Here is a 26647-nt window from a genome sequence, read left to right as displayed (position 1 = left end):
ATACTAATTGTAAGGTAAAGTTAATTAATCATCGTTATCTTCAGGATCAAACCAGTCATCCAGCTCCCTTCTATCTTTCTTGGTAGGTCGTCCGGTACCCTTTTTTCGGTAGTAGTCCTGAGAATATTTAAGCAGTTCTCTTTTTTCGAGTTCTTCCTGCGGAGTGATATCATTGATGTAGAGGTTGACTAACTTGGCACCCACCCGGCTTTTGGGAATATCCAGGACTTCTATCTGGTAATTAATTTGGTTTTTCCTCACCTGAATTTGATCTGTCGCGAAAACTTCTCTGGAAGGTTTAACAATAGCCTCGTTCATTCGTACCTTTCCCTGTTTACACGCTTCGGTTGCTACACTTCGGGTTTTAAAATACCTCACGCACCATAAAAATTTGTCTACTCTCATCTTTGTGCTGTAAAATTCCTTCTATCTTCAGCAAAAATACAAGAATATTGTATCTTGCGGCCCTAAATTACCTATTGATGAAACTGAATAAATTTTTGTTTTTATATGTGCTTGCCGGTATCTCTTTAATGTCATGTGATAAGGATGATGACAGTCCCGAAGTTGTTCCTCCAAGAGATAGGGGAGAACAGGAGTTGGCAGACCAGGCTGCACTGGATGCCTACCTGGATACTCACTTCTATAACTATGAAGAATTCGAAGCTGCTCCCGAAGGTTTCGACTACAAAATTGAAATTGATACCATTAACGCAGATAATGCCGGTAAAACACCACTCAGTGAGTCGCCGTTGCTCGAGACAAAGAACTTTAACTATGAAGGGGTAAATTATACGTACTATGTTTTAAAGGTTCGCGAAGGAGCAAGCGAGATGCCGCAACCAAAATTTAGCGACTCGGTTTTTGTTTCCTATAAAGGTACTCTTTTGAACCGCAGCACTTTTGATTCTTCACAAAATCCTGTGTGGTTTGATCTTGTGCAAACCATACCCGGCTTTGGCCTTGGAATTACGGGATTTCGTGGTGCTTCTGGTTTTGAAGTACAGGAAGACAATACTATAGAATGGAACAACGATTATGGGATAGGTGCTGTATTCCTGCCTTCTGGCCTTGCTTATTTCAACGCTTTTAGAGGAACTATTCCATCTTACAGTCCGCTTGTTTTTGCCTTTAATTTATACGGAGTAAATGAGGCAGATCATGACCGTGACGGAATTCCGTCATGGAGGGAAGATCTTAATGAAGATCAGCTGTTAATTAATGATGATACCGACGGAGATTTAGTGCCGAATTACGCTGATGCAGATGATGATGGCGATTTTATTCCTACCCGCGAAGAAATTTCTGATGAAAACGGAAATATTATTTTTCCTTATCCCGATTCAGATAACGATGGAACACCAGATTATCTGGATCCAAATAACTAAACAAAAAAAAAGCCCCGAAAAGGGGCTTTTTTGATGCTTATAACTTAGTTCTTTTACAGGCTTAAGGAAAGGCCAAAAATGATCTGGCTGGGCCTCGTGTCTACCCTCTGCGGACCATTCCTACTGCCGTCAAGTTGCATGAATTCTGCTTCATTCTCTTTTAGTGCTCTTTCGTATCTCACATCAACTCCTATTTTGCCTAATTGAACTCCTGCACCTAGCTGTGCACCAATGGTGAATTCCTCTTTGACGTCTCCCAGGTCAAAACCCTCAAAATCGTTATCTACCATGTATTGAAGGCTGGGGCCTGCAAAGACCTGGACAGGGCCAAAGATTTTGGTACCCACTAAAATGGGGAGATCTATTTTAGAAACATTGTATTCTGCTTCCTGTTGATTGAATTGATAGGTGCTTTTCGTGGTGGTGTAGACCAGTTCGGGCCTTAAGAAGAAGCCAAGGAGGTTTGCCTGGTAGAAAACGCCAAAATGATATCCCATTTTGCTCTCTCCACCTTCCAGTACATCTTCACCGGCATTAGAAAAGTCGTTATAGGTGAGTTCTCCATTATCGGCATAATTTATACCGCCTTTTACTCCAAATCCACTTTGTGCTATTGCTGTGGAGGTTGTTACAAACATTAAAATAAAAAAGTACTTTTTCATACAAGCTTTGTTTTAGAAGTTAAGTATAAAACAGAATATAAATATTTTTATTTGCTCAAAAATAAAGCCTCTCAAAAATGTCATTTTTGAGAGGCTTTGGAATAGTTTGAAGCTGAAAAAAATTATTTCCTTTTGATGACTTTCTCTGAAGCCTTTGCAATAGCAGCAGCATTTAATCCATACTTTTCCATAAGTTGCTCGGGTGTACCACTTTCACCAAAGGTATCCATGGTAGCAACGAATTCCTGCGGGGCAGGGTGATTATGTGTCAGCGTACGGGCAACACTTTCCCCAAGCCCTCCAAGAATATTGTGTTCTTCGGCAGTGACTACGCAGCCGGTTTTTCCTACGGAAGCTAAAATTGCAGCTTCATCTAAAGGTTTGATCGTGTGTATGTTTATCACTTCAGCTGAAATTCCTTTCTCTTCAAGTTGTTCAGCGGCTTGTAGCGCTTCCCAAACCAGGTGGCCTGTTGCGATGATAGTCACATCTTTTCCTTCGTTCAGTAAAATAGCTTTTCCTATTTCAAATTTTTGATCTGCAGGAGTGAAATTTGCCACTTTTGGACGCCCAAAGCGTAAGTAGACAGGTCCTTCATGTTCTGCAATAGCAATGGTAGCTGCTTTTGTCTGGTTGTAATCACAAGGATTGATTACAGTCATTCCCGGCAACATTTTCATGAGTCCTATGTCCTCAAGGATCTGGTGAGTCGCACCATCTTCACCAAGAGTAAGGCCTGCGTGAGAGGCGCAAATTTTCACATTCTTTCCTGAATAGGCTATTGATTGTCTTATCTGGTCATAGACCCTTCCGGTTGAGAAGTTGGCAAAGGTTCCTGTAAAAGGAATTTTTCCGCCTATGGTCAATCCGGCAGCGATGCCCATCATGTTAGCTTCAGCAATACCAACCTGGAAAAATCTTTCAGGATTCTCATCGATGAAATCCTGCATTTTTAAAGAGCCAACCAAATCTGCACAAAGAGCAACCACATTAGGATTGGTTCTGCCAAGTTCGGTGAGTCCGGCTCCAAAACCAGAGCGCGTATCGTTTTTACCTGTATCTGTATATTTCTTCATTTTTTCTAGTCTGGTGGGTTAGTAGTCTCCTAAAGTTTCAGGGTTTTGAGCAAGGGCTTTCTCCAGTTGCTCATCATTTGGAGCAACTCCGTGCCACTTGTGGCTTCCCATCATGAAATCTACGCCGTGACCCATTTCGGTATTCAGCATAATTGCGACGGGTTTACCTTTCCCGGTAAGGCTTTTAGCTTTATTAAGGCCTTCGCGTATTTGGTCGATGTCATTTCCTTTTTCAATCTCCAGCACTTCCCAGCCAAAAGCTTTAAATTTTTCGACAAGGTTCCCCATAGGCAAAACATCATCTGTACAACCATCTATTTGCTGATAATTGCGATCTATAGTAGAGATTAAATTATCAACTTTTTTTGCAGCCGCATACATGATTGCTTCCCAGTTTTGGCCTTCCTGTAACTCGCCATCACCATGAAGGGAGTAAACAAGGTGTGAATCGCCATTCAGTTTTTTTGCGTTTGCTGCGCCTAATGCTACAGAAAGTCCCTGGCCTAATGAGCCAGAAGCTATTCTTACCCCTGGCAGGCCTTCGTGGGTTGTGGGGTGCCCCTGAAGACGGGAATCAATTAATCTAAAGGTGTTGAGTTCTTCCACAGGAAAATATCCGCTACGGGCAAGAACACTGTAGAACACCGGGGAGATATGGCCGTTGGAAAGGAAGAACAGGTCTTCATCAATTCCGTCCATATCAAATCCTTCTTTGCGGTGCATTACTTCCTGATAAAGGACGCTTAAAAATTCGGCGCAACCCAAAGAGCCTCCGGGGTGTCCCGAATTTACCTTGTGAACCTGCCTTACAATGTCCCTTCTCACCTGGGTGACAAAATCTTGTAGTTGTTGTGTGTCTGACATCTGGTTTTTATTAAATGTTCTGCAAAAATACTATTTTATCAATGCTTTGGAAATCAACCCGACTCAATTCTTCTAAAAGCTTTGAACAATTGTTTGAATAATTGTTGAGACTATTAAATCTTTCATATTTCTTCGGAAGTTTAGCTCAGAAATTTCACAAAGCTGGCGCGGATTTGCAATCCGTGCCGGGAAGACTCGATCTGTTTTGCCACGAATCCACGAATATTTTCTTTGTGCTCTCCTGCATTTTCTATTTTATTTACCAAAGCTGGTGCGGATTTGCAATTCGTGCCGGGAAAATTTCAATCTGAAGTTTTGCCACAGATGCACAGATATTTTTTCAGCTGGCGCGGATTTGCAATCCGTGCCGGGGAAGACTCGATCTGGAGTTTTGCCACAGATGCACAGATATTTTTTCATCTGACGCAGATTTGCAATCCGTGCCGAAACGAAACTTACAGCTGGCGCGGATTTACAATCCTTGCCGGGGAAGACTCGATCTGTTTTGCCACGAATCCACGAATATTTTCTTTGTGCTCTCCTGCATTTTCTAATTTATTTACCAAAGCTGGCGCGGATTTGCAATCCGTGCCGGGAAGACTCGATCTGTTTTGCCACAGATGCACAGATGTTTTTTCTAAATCTCTTTCAGGTATTTCACAAATGCTGGCGCGGATTTGCAATCCGTGCCGAAACCCAGCCCTTCAGCTGGTGCACATTCGCAATTGGACCGGGGTGATTTCCGTAGAACATTAGAAAATTTCTGCATGCTATCCTCTAATCCCTGCCAACGAAAAATACCTATCTTTGCGCCCATTAAAATTGTTTATGAAATTTGAATTAGCAGTTACCGATACGGGTAGCAGTGCCCGCGCAGGTGTGATCACGACAGATCACGGAACCATTGAAACTCCCATCTTTATGCCTGTAGGTACAGTGGCTTCTGTAAAAGGTATTAGTCAGAAAGATCTTAAGGAAGAGGTGAATCCCGATATTATCCTGGGAAATACATACCACCTGTACCTGCGCCCACAAACCGAAATTCTGAAAAAAGCCGGTGGGCTTCATAAGTTTATGAACTGGGACAGGAACATTCTTACCGATAGTGGTGGGTACCAGGTATATTCTCTTGCCGACAGAAGGAAGATCAAGGAGGAAGGTGTGCGGTTTAAATCTCATATTGATGGCTCTTACCACAATTTTACTCCCGAAAATGTGATGGAAATTCAGCGCCTTATTGGTGCAGATATTATCATGGCCTTTGATGAATGCACCCCGTATCCCTGTGATTATCGCTACGCAAAGAATTCCATGCACCGCACTCATAGGTGGCTGGACAGGTGTATCACACATTTTGATAAAACGCCACCTCTTTATGGTTATTCCCAGGCGCTCTTTCCTATTGTGCAGGGAAGTACTTACAAAGATTTACGGGAAGAGTCGGCGGAGTATATAGCTTCAGCAGGAGCGGAGGGTAATGCCATTGGTGGACTTTCAGTAGGGGAGCCTGCAGAAGAAATGTACGCAATGACCGAGGTGGTCACTAATATACTTCCGAAGGAAAAACCACGCTACCTTATGGGAGTAGGAACTCCAATAAATATTCTTGAAAATATTGCTTTGGGTGTAGATATGTTTGATTGTGTAATGCCTACCCGAAATGCCAGAAATGGGATGCTGTTTACGGCTCATGGCACAATTAATATCAAAAATAAGAAGTGGGAAGATGACTTTAGCCCTATAGATGAATCTGGCGCTACCTACGTTGATACTTTTTATACAAAAGCTTACCTTCGTCACCTCTTTACTGTGAACGAAATGCTTGGCAAGCAAATTGCTACCATGCACAACCTTGGCTTCTACCTGTGGTTGGTTCGAGAGGCAAGAAAACATATCTTAGCCGGGGACTTTGCTTCCTGGAAAAGCAAAATGGTACAGCAAATGGACAAACGTTTATAATTTGAAGATCCTTGACTGGTACATACTAAAGAGATACCTGGGGACATTCGTGTTAATGCTGCTCCTCTTTATTCCTATTGGGATAACGGTAAATCTTGCCGAAAAGATTGATAAGATCCTTCAGAACGAAGTGCCTTTTTGGGAAGTAGTGAATTATTACATTGATTTCACCATCTACTTCGCGAACTTACTTTTTCCTCTGTTTCTGTTCCTCTCAGTGATTTGGTTTACTTCTAAGCTGGCACAGAACACCGAAATTATTGCATTTTTGAGTAGTGGTGTTTCCTTTTGGCGTTTTCTTCGACCATATATGATAGGGTCTACTATAGTGTGTGTCGCAGCCCTTGTTCTGGGAATGTATCTTGCTCCCAGTGCAAGTAAAGGTTTTAATGAGTTTAAGTACACCTACTTAAAAAGAAATAGCGATGTACAGGAGACCAGTGATGTTTACAGGCAAATTAATGATAATGAGTTCATTTATGCTTCTCACTTTCAACCCCGAATTAATTCGGCTCAGAATTTTACCCTGGAGCATTTTGAAGGAAATAAACTTAAATATAAAATAAGTGCGTCAAGGCTAAAATTGAATGAAGAAGATTCTACCTACACCCTTACCAACTACCACAAAAGGATCATTGGTGAAGATGGAGATAAATTGATTTCTGAAATTAGTAAAGATACTGTACTGCCTTTTGATTTTGATGAACTTACACCGGTGTCTTACATGGCAGAGACACTTAATTATAATGAACTCGAAGCTTTTATTGAGCAGGAAAAAGGTAGGGGTTCTGGGAATATAAACCGCTATAAAGTGGTGGCTTATAAACGCTGGAGTCTGCCGGTTTCTGCTTATATTCTTACAATAATTGCTGTTGCGGTTTCTTCTATGAAACGCCGCGGCGGAATGGGAGTGAACCTTGCGCTGGGAATTACTTTGGCTTTTATTTTCATTTTTATGGATAAGGTGTTTGGTACCATTGCCGAGCAGAGTACCTTCTCACCGTTGTTGGCTGTATGGTTCCCAAATATGTTCTTCGGAGTTTTAGCTGCTTACCTGCTCTGGAATGCTAAGCGATAAAGTTAAGGCTTATCTGCACTTTCACTTCATTGTGTTTATCTGGGGGTTTACCGCAGTCTTAGGCGCATTGATCACCTTAGATGCCGTGCCATTGGTGTGGTACAGGATGTTATTGGCAAGCGGCTTTATCTTTCTTTGGATAAAGTGGAAGAAAAAGAACCTGAAGCTGGCACCGGGAAGAATAAAAGTGATGCTAATTGCCGGCGTGGTCATTGCTGTGCACTGGTTAACTTTCTTTGGCGCCATAAAGGTTTCCAATGTTTCCATTACCCTCGCTCTACTTTCTACAGGCGCTTTTTTTACCTCTATTCTTGAACCCATTTTTTATAAACGTAAAGTTATATGGTATGAGATCCTTTTAGGTATTGTGGTGATTTGTGGGCTGTATATTATTTTCAAGGTAGAGACAGAGTACGTTCTTGGAATCCTGCTTGCGCTACTTTCTGCTTTTCTTTCTTCAGTTTTCTCTCTTATTAACGGCAAACTGGCTAAGCAGGAAGATGCCTCTGTAATTTCATTTTACGAACTGCTTACTGGTGCTGGTGCCATCACCGTTTATCTTCTTTTTCTTTCTTTCTTCGGAAATAGCAGTAGCTCTGGGTTTAGCGCAAATTTCTTCAATGTTTCGGCGGCAGACTGGATTTACCTGTTTATTCTGGCTTCTATCTGCACCGCCTATGCTTTTATAGCTTCTGTAGCCGTTATGCGGCACTTGAGCCCATATACCATAATGCTTACTATAAATTTAGAACCTGTGTATGGGATTCTGCTCGCCTTTTGGGTCTTCGGAAGTGATGAGGCTATGAATCCGGGGTTTTATTATGGTGCAGCAATCATTCTGATTACCGTAATCCTGAATGGCTTTTTGAAGACAAGGAGAAAATTCAAAAAACTGCCGAAAGCTAGCTCTTAAGTTTCTTATATTTGTAAGCTAATTAAAAACAACCCATAGCTCATTATGGAATATTTAGATTTTGAATTACCTATAAAAGAGTTGGAAGAGCAGTACCAGAAAGCTTGTGCCATTGGTAAGGAAAGTGATGTTGATGTTACAGCTACATGTCGTCAAATTGAGAAGAGACTCACCGAAACCAAAAAAGAGATCTATAAGAATCTTACCGCCTGGCAAAGGGTTCAGCTTTCACGCCATCCAAACCGCCCCTATACATTAGATTACATTAACGCTATTTGTGGTGACACTTTTCTGGAACTTCATGGAGATCGAAATGTAAAAGATGATAAAGCGATGATTGGAGGCCTTGGAAAAATTGGCGATCAAAGCTATATGTTTGTGGGGCAGCAAAAGGGATTTAATACAAAAACCCGTCAGTACCGCAATTTTGGAATGGCAAATCCTGAAGGTTATAGAAAGGCGCTCCGTCTAATGAAATCTGCCGAAAAATTTGGGATCCCTGTAGTAACTTTTGTAGATACTCCGGGAGCCTATCCCGGGCTTGAAGCTGAAGAAAGAGGGCAGGGAGAAGCAATCGCCCGCAATATACTTGAAATGACCCGGCTTAAAGTACCCATTATAGTAGTGATTATTGGGGAAGGAGCCAGTGGTGGTGCTTTAGGTATAGGTGTGGGTGATAAAGTACTCATGCTCGAAAATACCTGGTACTCTGTGATCTCACCCGAATCCTGCTCGTCTATTCTATGGCGAAGCTGGGAGTACAAAGAAAGGGCAGCCGATGCTTTGAAACTTACTGCTAAAGATATGAAAAAGCAAAAGCTCATAGACGAGATTGTAAAAGAGCCAGTTGGCGGTGCACATAGCAACAGGGAGATGACATTTTCTATAGTAAAAGATGCCATTTCTGAAGCTTATGAAGACTTCAAAAACTTATCACCAGATGAACTGGTGAAAAAAAGAATGAACAAGTATTCCCAAATGGGAGTGTTTAAAGGTTAAATCCTTATTACATAAGACAGGAAAAAATCCGGAGAGAAACTCTTCGGATTTTTTTGGCCTTATCAACAAAATTTTTAAGTTATGAACAGTTAAAATGTTCATAACCTGTGAACTAAGTAAAGCCTTTTTCGGCTAAATTCTATACTCTATTTCTCTACTTTCGTAACATGGAAAAAGTCAAAGCCCCTCAAAATTATAATTTTAATCCCGGGAATGTCATCAATCTCGAGAAAGGGAAAATTCCGCCTCAAGCTGTTGATTTAGAAGAAGTTGTGCTTGGAGCCATGATGATTGATAAAAGAGGTGTTGACGAAATTATCGATATTTTACATCCCGATGTTTTCTATAAAAGTGCCCATCAATATATTTTCGAAGCCATATTTAAGCTGTTCGAGAATTCTGAACCGGTCGACTTATTAACGGTTTCCAATCAATTGAGGAAAGATCAGAAACTGGAGCAGGTAGGTGGCGACTTTTACCTGGTGCAGCTCACCCAAAAAGTGTCTTCTTCTGCTCACATCGAGTTCCATGCAAGGATCATTCTTCAAAAATATATTCAGCGTAGTTTAATAAAGATTTCCAACGAGATCATCGAAGAATCATACGATGAAACTACCGATGTTTTCGATCTTTTAGACACTGCCGAATCTAAACTTTATGAAGTAACACAGGGGAACATAAAAAGATCTTCAGAAACTGCACAAGATCTTGTGATGCAGGCAAAGAAAAAGATCCAGGAGATTTCCAACAAATCAGGTCTTTCAGGGATTCCTTCAGGATTTGAAAAGCTTGATAAGCTTACTTCCGGGTGGCAACCCAGTGACCTTGTGATTGTGGCGGCCCGTCCTGGTATGGGGAAAACGGCCCTCACACTTTCTATGGCCCGAAATATTTCTGTAGGCCAGAATATTCCGGTAGCCTTCTTTTCCCTGGAGATGTCTTCTGTACAGTTGATCACCCGTTTGATTTCTTCTGAAACCGGTTTGTCTTCAGAAAAACTCCGTACAGGAAATCTTGAAAAACATGAGTGGGAACAGCTTAACGTAAAGGTGAAGGGTCTTGAAAAAGCACCGCTCTTTATTGATGATACGCCTTCCCTGTCTATTTTTGACCTTAGGGCAAAGGCAAGGAGGTTGGCTTCTCAACACGGTATTAGATTGATCGTGATTGATTACCTTCAGTTAATGACTGCCGGGGGTAGCCAAAAAGGAGGGAACCGGGAACAGGAGATCTCGACGATCTCCCGAAACCTTAAAGCCCTGGCAAAAGAATTGAACGTGCCGGTAATTGCGCTCTCGCAGTTATCGCGGGCGGTGGAAACAAGAGGGGGGTCAAAAAGGCCACTTTTGAGTGACCTTCGGGAATCGGGTGCGATTGAGCAGGATGCCGATATCGTTTCGTTTATCTACCGGCCAGAATATTATAAAATAGAAGAGTGGGATGACGAAGAGCGTTCTCCAACAGATGGACAGGCAGAATTCATTGTTGCCAAACACAGGAACGGTGGACTTGAGAATATTAGGCTTAAATTTATTGGACATTTAGGTAAATTCGATAACTTAGATGACTTTGATTCCCCTTCTGAATTTCATTCAAAGATGAATGACAATGATTCTGGAGATTTTGGATTCAATACCAGCCATTTCCCGAGTGCCAATGAAGCCTTCGGAAGCTCGATGAATGATGACCTAAATGATGACGACAGCGACGTACCTTTCTAACAAAATCTCATCTCTCCGGAATTTTTCCGTAGAGCTTTTTACTAAAAACATATCTTTAAAAGCCGGAAATAGTACAACTTTTTCCGGCTTTTGCATACTGTTATTTTTCCTGATGTTTTCTGCTTCAGCTTTTGCATCACAGATTCTTATCCCTATGGATGCCGAAAGTCAGCGTAACCACCTCAAGGCTTATGGCATCACTTACTGGATGCTCGACAAAGATGTAAAAGTGCAGTGGCTGCTCAATTACAGGGGCGGTTCCTTTTTAATGCCCGATTCCGAAGAACTCCGCAGAGAATGTAAGATCCGTGGTGTTTCTTATGAGGTGATTAGTGATCAAAAAACTTCAGATATTCTTGAAGAAATCTCGAGCCCATCTAAAAATATGCAGGCTGTATTACTTGAAAAAGCCCCTAAAATTGCAGTGTATTCTCCACAGGGAAATAAGCCTTGGGATGATGCTGTAACTATGGTGCTCACCTATGCCGAAATTCCTTATGAAACAATTTATGATGAGGAAGTTCTAAATGATGCCCTACTGTTGTTTGACTGGCTGCACCTGCACCACGAAGATTTTACGGGCCAATACGGGAAATTTTATCGCAGTTACCGCACTGCTCCCTGGTATATTGAAGACAAGAAGCAGGCTGAAGCTTTGGCTGCCAAACTGGGATATGAGAAAGTTGCGGAAGAAAAACTTGCAGTTGCATTAAAAATTAAAGACTATGTGGTGGGAGGCGGATTCATGTTCGCCATGTGCAGTGCCACCGATAGTTTTGATATTGCACTTTCGGCAGAAGGGGTAGATATTGCAGAACCTATGTTTGACGGTGATCCCAGCGATGCCAATTATCAGAAAGAGCTGAATTTTGAGAAGAGTTTTGCCTTTGAGAATTTTATTTTGGAAAGAAATCCGATGGTATATGAATTCTCGTCCATAGATATGACAGGTAAGCGCCGTGTGCCTATGGATGTAGATTACTTTAGCTTGATGGAATACTCGGCAAAATGGGATCCGGTACCAACTATGTTAACCCAAAACCACACCATGCTCGTTAAAGGATTTATGGGCCAAACCACAGCTTATGATCCTGCTACCATCAAACCCACTGTGCTGGTAATGGGGCAGAGCAAGATCAATGGAGAAGCAAAATATATCCACGGAATAAAAGGTAATGGATTTTTCACCTTTTACGGAGGTCATGATCCCGAAGATTACCAACACATGGTAGGAGACCCAAAAACCGAACTGGAACTACATCCCACTTCCCCCGGATATCGTCTTATTCTCAACAACGTGCTTTTTCCTGCCGCCAAAAAACAAAAACAAAAAACCTGAGAAGACCCTTTCTAACCAACTATGGAAAAAACCAATAACTACAACAAGAAGATCACCAAAACGATTTTTATAGCCTTGCTGATGCTTTCAGCGCTTGCGCTGCTTATTTTTCACGCCAATTTCTTTCTCTTGGTCTTTGCCGGTATCTTCTTTTCTACTTTGCTAAATTTCTCTTCCAACTGGATAGTGAGTAAATCTAAAATGCCCTATTGGCTGGCGTTATTGCTGGTGCTTCTGTCCATGACGGGAATCCTGGTGTTGATCATTGTACTCATAGGCCCTTCTATGGTGCAACAGGTGAAGGAAATGACAAACACTTTACCGCAATCTCTTAACAATTTGAGGGAGGAGATAAGGCAGACTTCCGTTGGACGTAGTTTATTTGAAGAATTACCTTCAGATCTTGGTGCTTTAATTGAAAATCGGGAAAAAGTAGTGTCGAGAATTGTGGGGTCTTTTTCAACCACTATCGGGGCGATTGCGAACTTTTTTATCATCATCGTAACCGGGATCTTTTTGGCTTCCAGTCCAAAGATTTACACCCACGGATTTATAAGGTTGTTTCCAATAAATTTCCGTCCGCGTTTAAGTGAGGTGATGGATAAAACTCAGCGTTCCCTCAGCCTTTGGATGATGGCCAAGCTCATTTCCATGCTGGTAGTTGGAGTATTTACAGCTATAGGTCTGGAAATTCTTGGCATGCCCATGCCTTACGCCCTCGCGTTAATAGCAGCCCTGTTCTCTTTTATTCCCAATATCGGGCCTTACCTGGCACTTGCGCCGGCAGTATTGATCGCACTCATGCAGGGTGGCAACATGTATATCTATGTGCTTATTCTTTACTTTGGTATTCAAATAGTAGAAAGCTACTTAATTACGCCAATGATCGAAAAAAAGATGGTGCACTTGCCTCCCGCACTTACACTTTTCTGGATGGTACTTTTAGGGTTGATAACCGGAATTTTAGGGCTTATCATGGCCACGCCCATCCTTGCTGCGCTGATTGTAATTATAGAAGAATTGTATGTGAAAGACCATCTGGAGGCAGGCAGTGACGAGGAGAATAAACTTCAGGTGAAAACTGAACCTGTAGAAGTAGATTCCGAAAAAGGTGATTCAAAATAATCTTTTCTTATGAAAATTGATGCCCATCAGCATTTCTGGCAGTATGATGCTGAAAAATATTCATGGATTTCTGATGAAATGTCGGCTATCAGAAAAAATTTTTCTCCAGAAGATCTTGAGCCTTTGCTGTCAAAAAGTGGCTTTTCGGGATGTGTTGCTGTACAGGCCGATCAATCTGAAGCAGAGACAGAGGTTCTGCTGAAAATGGCAAAAAAGCACGACTTTATTAAAGGAGTGGTTGGCTGGATAGATTTAGCTTCCCCTGAAGTTGAAGAACGCCTGAATCACTATTCAAAAAACACATTTTTGAAAGGTATACGTCACACCGTCTGGGACAAAAAAGGGGAATTTATGACGTCTCCTGAATTTCAGCACGGAATATCATTTTTGGCAAATCTTGGCCTCACTTATGATATTCTTGCTTTCGATTATCAGCTTGGCGGTGCTGTAGAACTTGTAAAAGCCTTTCCCCGGCAAAAATTTGTCCTTGACCACATGGGAAAACCACAAATTTCAGGAAAACCCGATAAGCAGTGGGTAGAGCAGATTCAGCAACTGGCGTCTTTTCCCAATGTGTGGTGCAAAATTTCAGGCTTGGTAACCGAAACTCCCGACTTCAGCTGGAAAGCTCCCGATTTCTTTCCATTTCTCGAGGTGGTCACCGATGCTTTTGGTGTAGATCGGCTTATTTTTGGATCTGACTGGCCGGTTTGTTTGTCTGCAGCAAGTTATTCAGAAGTAACCGGGATTATAGAGAAATTCTTCAGCAGTTATTTAAAAGAAGACAAAGAAAAGATCTTCGGAAAAAATGCTGCTGAATTTTATAACTTATAAAAGTAAAAACTAAGGTGTCAAAAATGGCAAAATTGGATTACATTTTTCAGAAGGAAATAAAACTTAAAGCCAAATCCAGAGGCTTTCATTTAGTGACAGATGAAGTACTTCAGCAAATTTCGGAAATAAAAGAAGTTTCGGTAGGATTTTTACAGGTCTTCATCAAACACACTTCCGCCGGACTTACCATCAACGAAAATGCCGATCCTACCGTAAGAGACGATTTTGAGAGCCATTTTAATAAGATGGTACCCGAAGATCAACCTTACTATAAACATACTTTAGAAGGGAGTGACGATATGCCGGCGCACATAAAAGCAGCCTTATTGGGAACCTCCCTCCAAATCCCGATTACCAACGGCCGTTTAAACCTGGGAACCTGGCAGGGAATTTACCTGGGTGAACATCGCGACCACGGGGGTAGCAGGAAGCTGGTGCTTACTATTTATGGTGAGAAAAAATAGATCACCAATACAGTAACCGCTTCTACTCACTTCTTCTTAACAAATAATCCGTTGGGTAAAATGGGATGCGTAGAAAAGATTAGATCTTCAAGGTTTTAAAAACCCTGCAGGTCAGAGAAAAATTATTGGATGAATGTATCTTAAATTATTTGTGAATTCGTGGCAAACAGATCAAAGGAAATCTTCAGCATAAAAAAATCCCGCTCTTTCGAACGGGATTTTTATAAGTGAGATAACAGTTTAATTTATTTTACTTTTTTGACGATAGCTTCAAACGCATCGGGATGGTTCATCGCTAAATCTGCAAGCACCTTACGGTTCAATTCAATTCCTGCGGCTTTTACTTTCCCCATGAATTGTGAATAAGACATTCCGTGCATACGGGCACCTGCGTTGATACGCATAATCCAAAGTGAACGGAAGTTTCTTTTCTTGGTTTTACGGTCTCTGTAAGCATATAGCATTGCTTTATCAACCGCGTTTTTCGCTACTGTCCAAACGTTCTTACGACGTCCAAAGTAACCTTTTGCTTGCTTAAGAACCTTTTTTCTTCTGGCTCTCTTCGCAACTGAATTTACTGATCTTGGCATATTTTAAAATTTTTTTGTAGCAGGCGGTTGTTCTTGACACTTTTAACTTTCAGTTCTAAATTCTAACTTCTAAAATCTAACTTTAAGTTGCCTTACTCCAGGGTTATTAAATTTGGTAAACCATCAAAGGTTCAACTACAACAAACGTAATTGAAGTTTGATATTCTTTTCGTCTGCTTCATGTACTAAAGTACTGTGAGTCAGCGCCAGCTTTTGTTTTTTAGTCTTCTTGGTTAAGATGTGACTTTTAAACGCATGCTTTCTTTTGATCTTTCCGGTACCGGTAAGCTTGAAACGCTTCTTGGCACTGGATTTTGTTTTCATCTTAGGCATTCTGTCCTTCTTTTAAATTATCTCACTTATTATTGTAACTCATGCAATTCATATAGAATGGCAGGAGATTATTTTGATTTTGTCTTCTTGGGGGAGAGGAACATGGTCATTCTTTTCCCTTCAAGTTTAGGCATTTGCTCTACCTTCCCAAGTTCTTCAAGATCGGTAGCAAGGCGCAGTAAAAGGATCTCTCCCTGTTCTTTAAATACAATAGAACGTCCTTTAAAGAATACGAAAGCTTTTAATTTTGCTCCGTCTTTAAGGAATTTTTCTGCATTCCTTTTCTTAAACTCATAGTCGTGATCGTCTGTATTAGGACCAAAACGTATCTCTTTAACAACCACCTGGGTTGCTTTAGCCTTTAATGCCTTTTCACGCTTTTTCTGTTCATAGAGAAACTTTTTATAGTCCATTACTTTAGCAACGGGAGGATTGGCGTTGGGGGAGATCTCCACCAGGTCCAGCTCCTGTTCTTCGGCAATGGCTAATGCTTTACGGGTTGGGTAAACACCCATTTCCACGTTATCACCTACAAGGCGAACTTCCTCCGCACGTATCTTTCCGTTGATGCGATGCGGATCTTCTTTGATTTCTCTAAGAGGTCTTTTGGTTCTTTTTCTACGTATTGCTATGGCTCAAAAATTTTAATTAAACTTCGAATGTTTTTAAAGTACTATTTACTTCTTCTTTAATTAGTTGGGCAAATTCTTCGACAGTCATACTGCCAAGATCGCCTTCCCCGTGTTTACGTACAGAAACCGTTCCATTCTCTGCTTCCTGTTCTCCAACAATCAGCATATACGGAATCTTGCTAACTTCTGCTCCCCGGATTTTCTTACCAATGGTCTCATTCCGGTTGTCTACAAGGGCGCGAATTTCGTGATTTTCCAGCGAATTTAAAACTTTTTGGCTGTATTTTTCGTATTTCTCACTGAGGGAGAGAATAATAGCCTGTTCTGGCATCAACCAAAGCGGGAAGTTTCCTCCTGTATTCTCCAGCAGTACAGCTACAAAGCGTTCCATACTGCCAAAAGGAGCACGGTGAATCATCACCGGGCGGTGCATTTCATTGTCACTTCCTTTATAGGTAAGGTCAAAACGTTCTGGTAAATTATAATCTACCTGAATAGTTCCCAGCTGCCACTGTCTGCCAAGGGCATCTTTCACCATAAAATCCAGTTTGGGTCCGTAAAAAGCAGCTTCCCCGGTTTCTACTATATAGTTAAGGCCTTTTTCCTTTGCAGCATTGATTATCGCATTTTCAGCTTTATCCCAGTTTTCGTCAGATCCTATGTACTTCTCTTTATTCTCAGGATCTCTTAAAGAAACCTGAGCTGTAAAATCTTCAAATCCTAGGGAACTGAATACATATAAAGTAAGATCGATCACTTTTTTGAATTCAGAATCTAATTGATCTGGAGTACAAAAAATGTGGGCGTCATCCTGAGTGAATCCGCGTACGCGGGTAAGTCCGTGTAATTCGCCACTCTGTTCATATCTATATACAGTTCCGAATTCAGCAAAACGCTTCGGAAGATCTTTGTAGCTCCAATGACCATGATTGTAGATCTCGCAGTGGTGCGGACAGTTCATGGGCTTCAGCAAAAATTCCTCTCCTTCATTGGGAGTTTTTATTGGCTGAAAACTGTCTTCTCCATATTTAGCATAGTGGCCAGAGGTAACATAAAGTTCCTTTTGTCCAATATGTGGAGTCACAACCATTTCATATCCGGCTTTCTTTTGCGCTTTTTTCAGGAAGTTCTCCAGGCGCTCTCTCAAAGCAGCACCTTTTGGCAGCCATAAAGGCAATCCCTGACCAACTTTTTGTGAAAAAGTAAAAAGTTCCAGTTCACGACCTAATTTACGGTGATCCCTTTTCTTGGCCTCCTCCAGCATTTCAAGATATTCCTTGAGATCCTTTTGCTTCGGAAAAGAAATTCCGTAAACCCGTGTCAACTGCGGATTCTTTTCATTGCCTCTCCAGTAAGCACCGGCAACACTCATCAGTTTCACTGCTTTTATCACGCCGGTGTTGGGAAGGTGGCCGCCGCGACAAAGATCTGTAAAGGTATCGTGATCGCAGAAGGTAATCGTTCCGTCTTCAAGGTTTTCAATAAGTTCAACCTTGAACGGGTTATTTTCTTTTTTATAGAAATCAAGAGCTTCCTGCTTGGAAACCTCTCTCATCTGAAAGTCGTGTTTTCCGCGGGAAATTTCCAGCATTCGGTCTTCAATCTTTTTGAAGTCATTTTCAGAGATCTTTTGGTCTCCAAAATCCACGTCATAATAGAAGCCGTTCTCAATAGCGGGTCCTATAGTAAGTTTCGCGCCAGGGTAAAGATCCTGGATTGCCTGGGCCATCACGTGAGAAGAAGAGTGCCAAAAAGCCTTTTTTCCTTCCTCGTCATTCCAGGTGAACAGGGTTAGGTTGCCGTCCGTATTTAAAGGAGTGGATGTTTCTACCACTGTATTGTTGAACTTTGCCGAAATCACATTACGGGCCAGGCCTTCACTAATGCTTTTTGCTACCTCCATTGGGGTAGTGCCGTTCTTAAACTCTTTAATACTGCCGTCGGGCAACGTAATCTTTATCATAAAACTCAAATTAGGTCTGCAAAGATAACAGGTTCATAGGTGCTTTACAATACTAATATATATAATATGTATGTGAAGGTTTTGGGCGTTCCCCGCCTTCGCTACCGCTCATGCGGGTCGGGCTATCCGCTTCAATCTTTTTGCTCGTGCCTTGCAAAAAGGATTTCCGCTGCTCTCCCTAACGCGGGCAAACATCTTCAATTCATAATAATGTTATGGGATTGGGATTTTTCGTTTCATATTATATTAAATCGGATTGGATTGTTTGTTTTGATTCCTATTAATATAATTCGATGGATATTTCGTTTATCAGCTATAAACATTTGACCCCTTCGGGGTCATCCCTACCGAAGAATAATATAAATACCGGATCCTTTGGATCCGAATGGTTAGACCCTGTCGGGTGTTATGTTTGTATCTTAACAGGTCATGACTTCAAGACCCCAAAGTCTCTTATTTCTTTAATAACGGGAACACGTCCCGAACCCCGACCCTGAAGGGGTCAATGTTCATAACCCCTGAAGCCTTCAACCCCACGATCCCAAAAGGTCTCACATATTAGTAACTTGGATAGCGTAACGTTCATGACCCCGACGGGGTCACATGTTTTTAACCTGGATGCCGTGATGATCCCGACCCCGACGGGGTCGCACCTTCCGAAATGTCACCTCTCGAAAATGCCCTTTTTAGAACCTCTTACCTAATCAGGGATGTCTTAGGGGCAAAAGGAGCTATAATTATAGGACTTTCATAAAATTGCACTTTCTGCTGGTGTGATTCTTGACACATACCAATATTAAGAACAGGTCACAAACCCAGACCCTGAAGGGGTCTTATGTTTCATAACCCCTGAAGCCCTCGACTCCACGACCCCGAAGGGGTCATATGTTTGTAACTAAGAGGCAGTCACACCTTCGACGCCGACGGGGTCGCACCTTTGTGAATGTCACCTCTCAAAAATGCCATTTTCGGCACCTCTTATCTCATAAGGTATGTTTCAGGGTCCGAAGCAGCCGTATAATTATAGAACTTTCATAAAATTGCACCTCCTGCTGGTAATTGATCTACATATTATATATAAGACATATCATGTACCCCCAATCCCGAAAAGGGATTGGATGACTATAACAGGAGTGGAGGGAACTGTGACCCCTGAAGGGGGGCCAATATTTATAACCAAGAGATCACGCCCCACACGACCCCGGCGGGGGTCGCACCATCGAAAAATGCCCATCCTTGTAACCATACATCCCCTAATCTCAATTTCAGGATAAAAAAGTACAGAAAAATCTTCCTTCAAGAATGTCATTTTCAGCACCTTAGTTTTGGGGTTTAGAAAAATGTCAAAAAAACCTTAAAATATTTTTGTTGGAGGCTTGCGGGATTAGAATTCAGTTGTATATTTGCAGCCGCTTTGAGAGGGAGTGACGGAGTAGGGTAAGCAATGGCTGAGCCTATATGTAGCAAGCCTTTAAAGCGAATAAGTTCTCTGAAATTTTTTTGAATTTTATCTTGGATTGTAAAGGAAATTGGTTTTATCTTTGCATCCGCTTTGAGAGGCACGGTAAGTGTTCTTTTAGGGTTAAAAAAGTTCTCTAAAAAACATTTTGAAGTTAAGTAATAAAGGTTGTAAGTTTGCATCCGCTTTTACGGGATTAGCTTCGAGAGTGGCTGAAAAAAAATAAAATTTTTTTCTTGCCGGTTTAAAAAAAGGTTGTACATTTGCAGCCGCTTTGAGAGGGAGCGAAAGTTCATAAAAACATATTGAAAAGAAATCCCGGGTTGGGTGAGATAGAATAAGGTTCGACTCCTTTAATTTCAACAAGAAATGCCTCCTGTAAAACGGAAGTTTTCCTCCCCTTTTTAAGGGGAGATGTCCGAAAGGACAGAGGGGTGGAGTTCATTGACATATTGAATTGACAGCGCGTATGTTGCTTTAATTAGCAACAAATGCAATAATAAGAATTAAGACTAGAAGAACGTTTTGAGCTTTGATTCTCATTTAGGTGAGATGAAGAAGAGGAATTCCTTTAGTAGTTGTTAAAGTATATAAGATTTAACGATGAAGAGTTTGATCCTGGCTCAGGATGAACGCTAGCGGCAGGCTTAACACATGCAAGTCGAGGGGCAGCACGTCTTCGGATGGTGGCGACCGGCGCACGGGTGCGTAACGCGTATACAATCTACCTTTTACAGGGGCATAGCCCGGGGAAACCCGGATTAATATCCCATGGTATTATTAAATGGCATCGTTTGATAATTAAAGCTTCGGCGGTAAAAGATGAGTATGCGTCCTATTAGTTAGTTGGTAAGGTAACGGCTTACCAAGGCGGCGATAGGTAGGGGTCCTGAGAGGGAGATCCCCCACACTGGTACTGAGACACGGACCAGACTCCTACGGGAGGCAGCAGTGAGGAATATTGGACAATGGGCGAGAGCCTGATCCAGCCATGCCGCGTGCAGGAAGACTGCCCTATGGGTTGTAAACTGCTTTTATACGGGAAGAAACACCCTTTCGTGAAGGGGCTTGACGGTACCGTATGAATAAGGATCGGCTAACTCCGTGCCAGCAGCCGCGGTAATACGGAGGATCCAAGCGTTATCCGGAATCATTGGGTTTAAAGGGTCCGTAGGCGGGTTTGTAAGTCAGTGGTGAAAGTCTGCAGCTCAACTGTAGAACTGCCATTGATACTGCATACCTTGAGTAATTATGAAGTGGTTAGAATATGTAGTGTAGCGGTGAAATGCATAGATATTACATAGAATACCGATTGCGAAGGCAGATCACTAATAATTCACTGACGCTGATGGACGAAAGCGTAGGTAGCGAACAGGATTAGATACCCTGGTAGTCTACGCCGTAAACGATGGTTACTAGCTGTTTGGCTCGATTGAGAGCTGAGTGGCTAAGCGAAAGTGATAAGTAACCCACCTGGGGAGTACGTTCGCAAGAATGAAACTCAAAGGAATTGACGGGGGCCCGCACAAGCGGTGGAGCATGTGGTTTAATTCGATGATACGCGAGGAACCTTACCAGGGCTTAAATGTAGCTTGACAGGGGTGGAAACACCTTTTCCTTTGGGCAAGTTACAAGGTGCTGCATGGTTGTCGTCAGCTCGTGCCGTGAGGTGTCAGGTTAAGTCCTATAACGAGCGCAACCCCTGTGGTTAGTTGCCAGCGAGTAATGTCGGGAACTCTAACCAGACTGCCGGTGCAAACCGTGAGGAAGGTGGGGATGACGTCAAATCATCACGGCCCTTACGTCCTGGGCCACACACGTGCTACAATGGTAGGGACAGAGAGCAGCCACTGGGCGACCAGGAGCGAATCTATAAACCCTATCACAGTTCGGATCGGAGTCTGCAACTCGACTCCGTGAAGCTGGAATCGCTAGTAATCGCATATCAGCCATGATGCGGTGAATACGTTCCCGGGCCTTGTACACACCGCCCGTCAAGCCATGGAAGCTGGGGGTACCTGAAGTCGGTCACCGCAAGGAGCCGCCTAGGGTAAAACTGGTAACTGGGGCTAAGTCGTAACAAGGTAGCCGTACCGGAAGGTGCGGCTGGAACACCTCCTTTCTAGAGATTTTGCCTCTTATAAGGCAAAACGCAATTACGACATAAGGAGCCTTTTTACAAATGAAGTGATAAGCTTCTTTTGGTCTTAATTCACTGTCAATTTAATAATATATAGTATTGAGATATGAGTATTGAGTATTGAGATGAGGCGAAAAGCGATCTCACTACTAAATACTAACTACTCACTACTAATTGCAGTCTCATAGCTCAGCTGGTTAGAGCGCTACACTGATAATGTAGAGGTCGGCAGTTCGAGTCTGCCTGAGACTACGAAAGAACGAATGTAGAAATACGAAGTACAAAGTTCATTGAGAATTATTGAAAGGAAATTTTAGAAGTTGGGCAACCAGTTTACAGTACGCAGTTAAGCAGTACGCAGTACAGTGAGAACTGAATACTGAATACTGATCACTGCCAACTAAAAAAACGGGGGATTAGCTCAGCTGGCTAGAGCGCCTGCCTTGCACGCAGGAGGTCATCGGTTCGACTCCGATATTCTCCACCATTTAAATGATTAAGGCTTAAGGAATAATGATTAACCTCATTAGACCTTAAACATTAAACCTTAAACATTTGAAAAACGTTCATTGACATATTGGAAAATAAGAATACGAGAAACATAAAAATTTCTATAGTTGTAAGATTATAGATAGAGCAAATTATATTAAATAGGAGTGTTGAAGTAAGAATAGGAGTTATTTATAATTCTGAACTCTTAACTCATAACTTTTAAAAGAGCATATTAGGTAAAAGCACATAAGCTAAATAAGGGCGTATGGGGAATGCCTAGGCTCTCAGAGGCGATGAAGGACGTGATAAGCTGCGAAAAGCTGCGGGGACTGGCACATACAGGTTGATCCGCAGATATCCGAATGGGGCAACCCACTTAACTGAAGGTTAAGTATCCGCAAGGAGGCGAACCCGGAGAACTGAAACATCTAAGTACCCGGAGGAGAAGAAAACAATAGTGATTGCGCTAGTAGTGGCGAGCGAACGCGCATTAGCCCAAACCGGTAAGTTTACGGACTTACCGGGGTTGTAGGACCACGACATTGGTTGTGAACAGAATTAGAACACTTTGGAAAGAGTGGCCATAGACGGTGATAGCCCGGTATAAGTAATGAACATAAACCATAGTGGTATCCTGAGTAGTGCGGGGCACGAGAAACCCTGTATGAATTTGGCGGGACCATCCGCTAAGGCTAAATACTCCTGAGAGACCGATAGTGAACCAGTACCGTGAGGGAAAGGTGAAAAGAACCGTGAATAACGGAGTGAAATAGATCCTGAAACCATACGCTTACAAGCGGTCGGAGCCCTTTAGGGGGTGACGGCGTGCCTTTTGCATAATGAGCCTACGAGTTAACGTTGCCAGCGAGGTTAAGGGGTTAAGCCCTGGAGCCGTAGCGAAAGCGAGTCTGAATAGGGCGCTTTAGTTGGTAGTGTTAGACGCGAAACCGTGTGATCTACCCTTGGGCAGGTTGAAGCTGTGGTAACACATAGTGGAGGACCGAACCCGTTGACGTTGAAAAGTCTTGGGATGACCTGAGGGTAGGGGTGAAAGGCCAATCAAACTCGGAAATAGCTCGTACTCCCCGAAATGCATTTAGGTGCAGCGATTAATTAGTTTTATAGAGGTAGAGCTACTGATTGGATGCGGGGGCTTCACCGCCTACCAATTCCTGACAAACTCCGAATGCTATAAAATGATGTTAATCAGTGAGGGCATGGGTGCTAAGGTCCATGTCCGAGAGGGAAAGAACCCAGACCATCAGCTAAGGTCCCCAAATGTATGTTAAGTTGAAAAAACGCGGTTGAACTGCTTAGACAGCTAGGATGTTGGCTTGGAAGCAGCCATTCATTTAAAGAGTGCGTAACAGCTCACTAGTCGAGCGGTTCGGCATGGATAATAATCGGGCATAAACATACTACCGAAGCTATGGATTTTATACAATAGTATAGAGTGGTAGGGGAGCATTGTAACAGCGTAGAAGGTGTACTGCGAGGTATGCTGGAGCGGTTACAAAAGAAAATGTAGGCATAAGTAACGATAATGCGGGCGAGAAACCCGCACACCGAAAGACTAAGGTTTCCTCAGCTATGCTAATCAGCTGAGGGTTAGTCGGGGCCTAAGGCGAACCCGAAAGGGGTAGTCGATGGACAACCAGTTAATATTCTGGTACCTGCTTTGCGTTAAAAGTGACGGAGGCGAGAATTAGGTGCGCACTGACGGAATAGTGCGTTGAAGGGAGTGGTAACACCCCGATAGTACACCCAAGCTTCGGCGGCGGTGATAATCCTGAATATCGACTTCCAAGAAAAGCGAGCAAAAGCAGCCCGTACCGCAAACCGACACAGGTAGTTGGGATGAGAATTCTAAGGTGCTCGAGAGATTCATGGCTAAGGAACTAGGCAAAATTGACCTGTAACTTCGGGAGAAAGGTCGCCCCACTCCGGTGGGGCCGCAGTGAAAAGGTCCAGGCGACTGTTTATCAAAAACACAGGACTCTGCTAAATCGAAAGATGATGTATAGGGTCTGACACCTGCCCGGTGCTGGAAGGTTAAGAGGAGATGTTAGCTTCGGCGAAGCATTGAATTGAAGCCCCAGTAAACGGCGGCCGTAACTATAACGGTCCTAAGGTAGCGAAATTCCTTGTCGGGTAAGTTCCGACCTGCACGAATGGTGCAACGATCTGGACACTGTCTCAGCCATGAGCTCGGTGAAATTGTAGTATCGGTGAAGATGCCGATTACCCGCTGTGGGACGAAAAGACCCCGTGAACCTTTACTATAGCTTAGTATTGACTTTGGACAAGTGATGTGTAGGATAGGTGGGAGACATTGAAGCGGTATCGCCAGGTATCGTGGAGTCATTGTTGAAATACCACCCTTTACTTGTTTGAAGCCTAACTTCCATTGGAAGGACAGTGCTTGGTGGGTAGTTTGACTGGGGTGGTCGCCTCCAAAAGAGTAACGGAGGCTTCTAAAGGTTCCCTCAGCACGCTTGGTAACCGTGCGTAGAGTGCAATGGCATAAGGGAGCTTGACTGAGAGACATACAGGTCGATCAGGTACGAAAGTAGAGCATAGTGATCCGGTGGTTCCGCATGGAAGGGCCATCGCTCAAAGGATAAAAGGTACTCCGGGGATAACAGGCTGATCTCCCCCAAGAGCTCACATCGACGGGGGGGTTTGGCACCTCGATGTCGGCTCGTCACATCCTGGGGCTGGAGAAGGTCCCAAGGGTTGGGCTGTTCGCCCATTAAAGTGGCACGCGAGCTGGGTTCAGAACGTCGTGAGACAGTTCGGTCTCTATCTACAGTGGGCGTTAGAAATTTGAGTGGATCTGACTCTAGTACGAGAGGACCGAGTTGGACCAACCTCTGGTGTACCAGTTGTTCCGCCAGGAGCACTGCTGGGTAGCTACGTTGGGAAGGGATAAGCGCTGAAAGCATATAAGCGCGAAACCCACCACAAGATGAGATTTCTTTAAAGGATCGTGGGAGACTACCACGTTGATAGGTCACAGGTGTAAAGGCAGTAATGTCATAGCCGAGTGATACTAATAATCCGTATAGCTTAGTGCGCTTCCCGGCCTGCAAGGGCCGGGGAGGATAACCTAAAGCTTAATATACTGCTCAAAGTGTTTTCTTATATTATTATTTTCCAACTATGTCAACTCATTAGATGTTAGTATTGAGAATTGAGTATTGAGATTTTTTATCTCACTACTCACTACTAAAATCTCATTACTACTCAACGATTTAAGGTGGTTATAGCAACGGGGCTCACCTCTTCCCATTCCGAACAGAGAAGTTAAGCCCGTTAGCGCAGATGGTACTGCTATTTGTGGGAGAGTATGTCGCCGCCTTTCTTTTAAACCCTTCATCATTTATTTGATGAAGGGTTTTTTTATGCCCTAAAATCAGCATGGCCTGTGGTTACGGATCATGATCAAAACTTGGGGATTAGGCAGGAGGGGATTGCAGTAGAAAAGCTTAATCTGGAACCAAATCTCAGAACCCCTCCCTTCCAGGAAGGGGAAGTCCGAAGGACGGGGAGGGTCTCGCTTCCGAAATGTGGCTGGCGCGGATTTGTAATCCGCGCCGGGTTAACCAAAACAACTTTCAGAAAACATGCCTCACCCCGGCCTGTGGCCAGCCCTCCTCAGAGAGGAGGGCAACTGACAAAACGTGAAGTCACATTTGAAACCGAATCTAAGCGCCCTCCCTTCCAGGGAGGGGAAGTCCGAAGAACGGGGAGGGTATTCTTTCCTCAAAATTTACTTCAGGTAATATAACAGAACTCAGCAGAATTTAACGTATTACTATTTCACTTCAAAAGTGAGAACGTCAACTTCAGAAAGCCTGAAATATCCGAAAGGAAAATTTTCAGGATTGGTCTGATTTACAATGTTTCCTCTCACAATGCTGGGCTGAGTCTGAAAAGGACCGCCATTCGAAGTGCCAGCCTGAGAACGCAGTATGAACATGTAATCGTAAAACCTGTCGGAGATTCCCTGGATTTCGAACAGCACTAAATCACCTTCTTCTGCATCTTCGTCACTAAAAAATGCAAAAGTCTGGTTGCCATTCGTGAATTCGTCGTTATATATTTGAAGTGAATATTGCTCGTTTAGGTATCTAAAAAAATAGAAATTCTTTGCATCTGCAGGATCTTCATAAAATACTTTAAACTCAAATTCATCTCCTGAAAACCCACCCAGTTCCTGTTCGACGAAAAGCAGATCGGGAGTGGTGTAATACTCTTCTGTGGCAGTATAGACTTCGTTTTCATAGATCACCTCTAGCTGGTAGGTAATATTCTCTTCAGGGGTGATATCGTCGTTTTGGTAAATTCCCTCGCTTACCTCTTCAAAAAGGTATTCCTGGCCTGTTTCCGAAGTAACCTTAACACTGGCGCCGGTTACCGGTGGTACTTCGTCATCAAAATAAGGTGCCGTTGTAGTAAGTTTAATACTCTGTATATTGGTTTCTTCTTCATTATTCCACACCAGAGAGGCTTCAATGACGAGTCGTGGTTCAGCTTCTTCCAAATCAACATCTATCACCTCTTCACATGAGATGAGCATCATAAACAGCAGTAAAAACCCAATTTTTTTCATT

General features: G+C 42.8%; 20 protein-coding genes, 2 tRNA genes and 3 rRNA genes. 15 read left to right on the top strand and 10 right to left on the bottom strand.

Annotated features, from left to right (window positions below; all coding sequences use genetic code 11):
- Positions 1-24 precede the first annotated feature (24 nt).
- A complete protein-coding gene (locus V5739_RS02960; RefSeq protein WP_266069975.1) occupies positions 25-405 on the bottom strand; it encodes an RNA-binding S4 domain-containing protein in 381 nt (126 codons plus the stop codon).
- Between the two features lie 77 nt (positions 406-482).
- On the opposite strand from V5739_RS02960, the gene V5739_RS02955 reads away from it, so the two are divergent.
- Positions 483-1388, top strand: a complete 906-nt coding sequence (locus V5739_RS02955; RefSeq protein ID WP_423819585.1) for an FKBP-type peptidyl-prolyl cis-trans isomerase — start codon at positions 483-485, stop codon at positions 1386-1388.
- 53 nt (positions 1389-1441) lie between these two features.
- Here the strand turns inward: V5739_RS02955 and V5739_RS02950 are convergent, their stop codons facing one another.
- From V5739_RS02950 to V5739_RS02940, 3 genes are all read right to left on the bottom strand, one after another.
- Positions 1442-2050, bottom strand: a complete 609-nt coding sequence (locus V5739_RS02950; protein WP_423819584.1) for an outer membrane beta-barrel protein — start codon at positions 2048-2050, stop codon at positions 1442-1444.
- A gap of 122 nt (positions 2051-2172) precedes the next feature.
- A complete protein-coding gene (locus V5739_RS02945; protein ID WP_423819583.1) occupies positions 2173-3126 on the bottom strand; it encodes a transketolase family protein in 954 nt (317 codons plus the stop codon).
- 18 nt (positions 3127-3144) lie between these two features.
- Complete coding sequence (locus V5739_RS02940) at positions 3145-3990, bottom strand: transketolase (protein WP_345599117.1); 846 nt, start codon at positions 3988-3990, stop codon at positions 3145-3147.
- A gap of 828 nt (positions 3991-4818) precedes the next feature.
- On the opposite strand from V5739_RS02940, the gene tgt reads away from it, so the two are divergent.
- From tgt to V5739_RS02895, 9 genes are all read left to right on the top strand, one after another.
- Positions 4819-5949, top strand: a complete 1131-nt coding sequence (gene tgt, locus V5739_RS02935; protein ID WP_345599115.1) for a tRNA guanosine(34) transglycosylase Tgt — start codon at positions 4819-4821, stop codon at positions 5947-5949.
- A 1-nt stretch (position 5950) separates the two neighbouring features.
- Positions 5951-7027: an LptF/LptG family permease gene (locus V5739_RS02930; protein WP_423819582.1), complete on the top strand. Its 1077-nt coding sequence runs from the start codon at positions 5951-5953 to the stop codon at positions 7025-7027.
- Positions 7014-7940, top strand: coding sequence for a DMT family transporter (locus tag V5739_RS02925; RefSeq protein ID WP_423819581.1), 927 nt, complete (start codon positions 7014-7016; stop codon positions 7938-7940). The genes V5739_RS02930 and V5739_RS02925 overlap by 14 nt, the downstream gene beginning before the upstream one ends.
- A 45-nt stretch (positions 7941-7985) precedes the next feature.
- Positions 7986-8939: an acetyl-CoA carboxylase carboxyltransferase subunit alpha gene (locus V5739_RS02920; protein WP_266069984.1), complete on the top strand. Its 954-nt coding sequence runs from the start codon at positions 7986-7988 to the stop codon at positions 8937-8939.
- Positions 8940-9106: 167 nt separating this feature from the next.
- A complete protein-coding gene (gene dnaB / locus V5739_RS02915) occupies positions 9107-10660 on the top strand; it encodes a replicative DNA helicase (protein ID WP_266069985.1) in 1554 nt (517 codons plus the stop codon).
- Positions 10661-10772: 112 nt separating this feature from the next.
- A complete protein-coding gene (locus V5739_RS02910; protein ID WP_423819580.1) occupies positions 10773-11999 on the top strand; it encodes an asparagine synthetase B in 1227 nt (408 codons plus the stop codon).
- A gap of 21 nt (positions 12000-12020) precedes the next feature.
- On the top strand, positions 12021-13124 hold the full coding sequence (locus V5739_RS02905; RefSeq protein WP_423819579.1) for an AI-2E family transporter: 1104 nt from the start codon (positions 12021-12023) through the stop codon (positions 13122-13124).
- Positions 13125-13133: 9 nt separating this feature from the next.
- The gene (locus V5739_RS02900) at positions 13134-13958 is read left to right on the top strand and encodes an amidohydrolase family protein (protein ID WP_423819578.1); all 825 of its coding nucleotides are present in this window, start codon (positions 13134-13136) and stop codon (positions 13956-13958) included.
- A 23-nt stretch (positions 13959-13981) separates the two neighbouring features.
- On the top strand, positions 13982-14422 hold the full coding sequence (locus tag V5739_RS02895; RefSeq protein WP_423819577.1) for a secondary thiamine-phosphate synthase enzyme YjbQ: 441 nt from the start codon (positions 13982-13984) through the stop codon (positions 14420-14422).
- Positions 14423-14667: 245 nt separating this feature from the next.
- On the opposite strand, the gene rplT is transcribed toward V5739_RS02895, so the two are convergent.
- From rplT to V5739_RS02870, 5 genes are all read right to left on the bottom strand, one after another.
- Positions 14668-15012 (bottom strand): 50S ribosomal protein L20, encoded by a 345-nt coding sequence (rplT, locus tag V5739_RS02890; RefSeq protein WP_029037720.1) that lies wholly within the window; start codon positions 15010-15012, stop codon positions 14668-14670.
- Positions 15013-15147: 135 nt separating this feature from the next.
- The gene (rpmI, locus tag V5739_RS02885; protein WP_029033297.1) at positions 15148-15345 is read right to left on the bottom strand and encodes a 50S ribosomal protein L35; all 198 of its coding nucleotides are present in this window, start codon (positions 15343-15345) and stop codon (positions 15148-15150) included.
- 68 nt (positions 15346-15413) lie between these two features.
- Positions 15414-15935 carry a translation initiation factor IF-3 gene (gene infC, locus V5739_RS02880; protein WP_423820435.1) on the bottom strand — a complete coding sequence of 174 codons (522 nt, stop codon included), beginning with the start codon at positions 15933-15935 and terminating at the stop codon, positions 15414-15416.
- Between the two features lie 58 nt (positions 15936-15993).
- Complete coding sequence (thrS, locus tag V5739_RS02875; protein ID WP_423819576.1) at positions 15994-17940, bottom strand: threonine--tRNA ligase; 1947 nt, start codon at positions 17938-17940, stop codon at positions 15994-15996.
- A gap of 1332 nt (positions 17941-19272) precedes the next feature.
- Entirely contained in the window at positions 19273-19581 is a 309-nt protein-coding gene (locus tag V5739_RS02870; protein ID WP_423819575.1) for a hypothetical protein, read from the bottom strand.
- A gap of 418 nt (positions 19582-19999) precedes the next feature.
- On the opposite strand from V5739_RS02870, the gene V5739_RS02865 reads away from it, so the two are divergent.
- From V5739_RS02865 to rrf, 5 genes are all read left to right on the top strand, one after another.
- Positions 20000-21521, top strand: a 16S ribosomal RNA gene (locus tag V5739_RS02865).
- A 196-nt stretch (positions 21522-21717) separates the two neighbouring features.
- A tRNA-Ile gene (locus tag V5739_RS02860) sits at positions 21718-21791 on the top strand.
- Positions 21792-21949: 158 nt separating this feature from the next.
- A tRNA-Ala gene (locus tag V5739_RS02855) sits at positions 21950-22026 on the top strand.
- A 248-nt stretch (positions 22027-22274) separates the two neighbouring features.
- Positions 22275-25108, top strand: a 23S ribosomal RNA gene (locus V5739_RS02850).
- Between the two features lie 178 nt (positions 25109-25286).
- Positions 25287-25395: ribosomal RNA gene (gene rrf / locus V5739_RS02845) — 5S ribosomal RNA — on the top strand.
- Together the 16S, 23S and 5S rRNA genes with 2 tRNA genes alongside form the textbook arrangement of a ribosomal RNA operon.
- Positions 25396-25848: 453 nt before the next feature.
- Here rrf and V5739_RS02840 read toward each other — a convergent pair.
- The gene (locus V5739_RS02840) at positions 25849-26646 is read right to left on the bottom strand and encodes a DUF4249 domain-containing protein (protein ID WP_423819574.1); all 798 of its coding nucleotides are present in this window, start codon (positions 26644-26646) and stop codon (positions 25849-25851) included.
- Position 26647: the final 1 nt, after the last annotated feature.

This window comes from Salinimicrobium sp. TIG7-5_MAKvit (assembly GCF_049569215.1).
Classification (GTDB): Bacteria; Bacteroidota; Bacteroidia; order Flavobacteriales; family Flavobacteriaceae; genus Salinimicrobium; species Salinimicrobium profundisediminis.
This window is presented reverse-complemented; position numbering and strand designations above follow the sequence as displayed.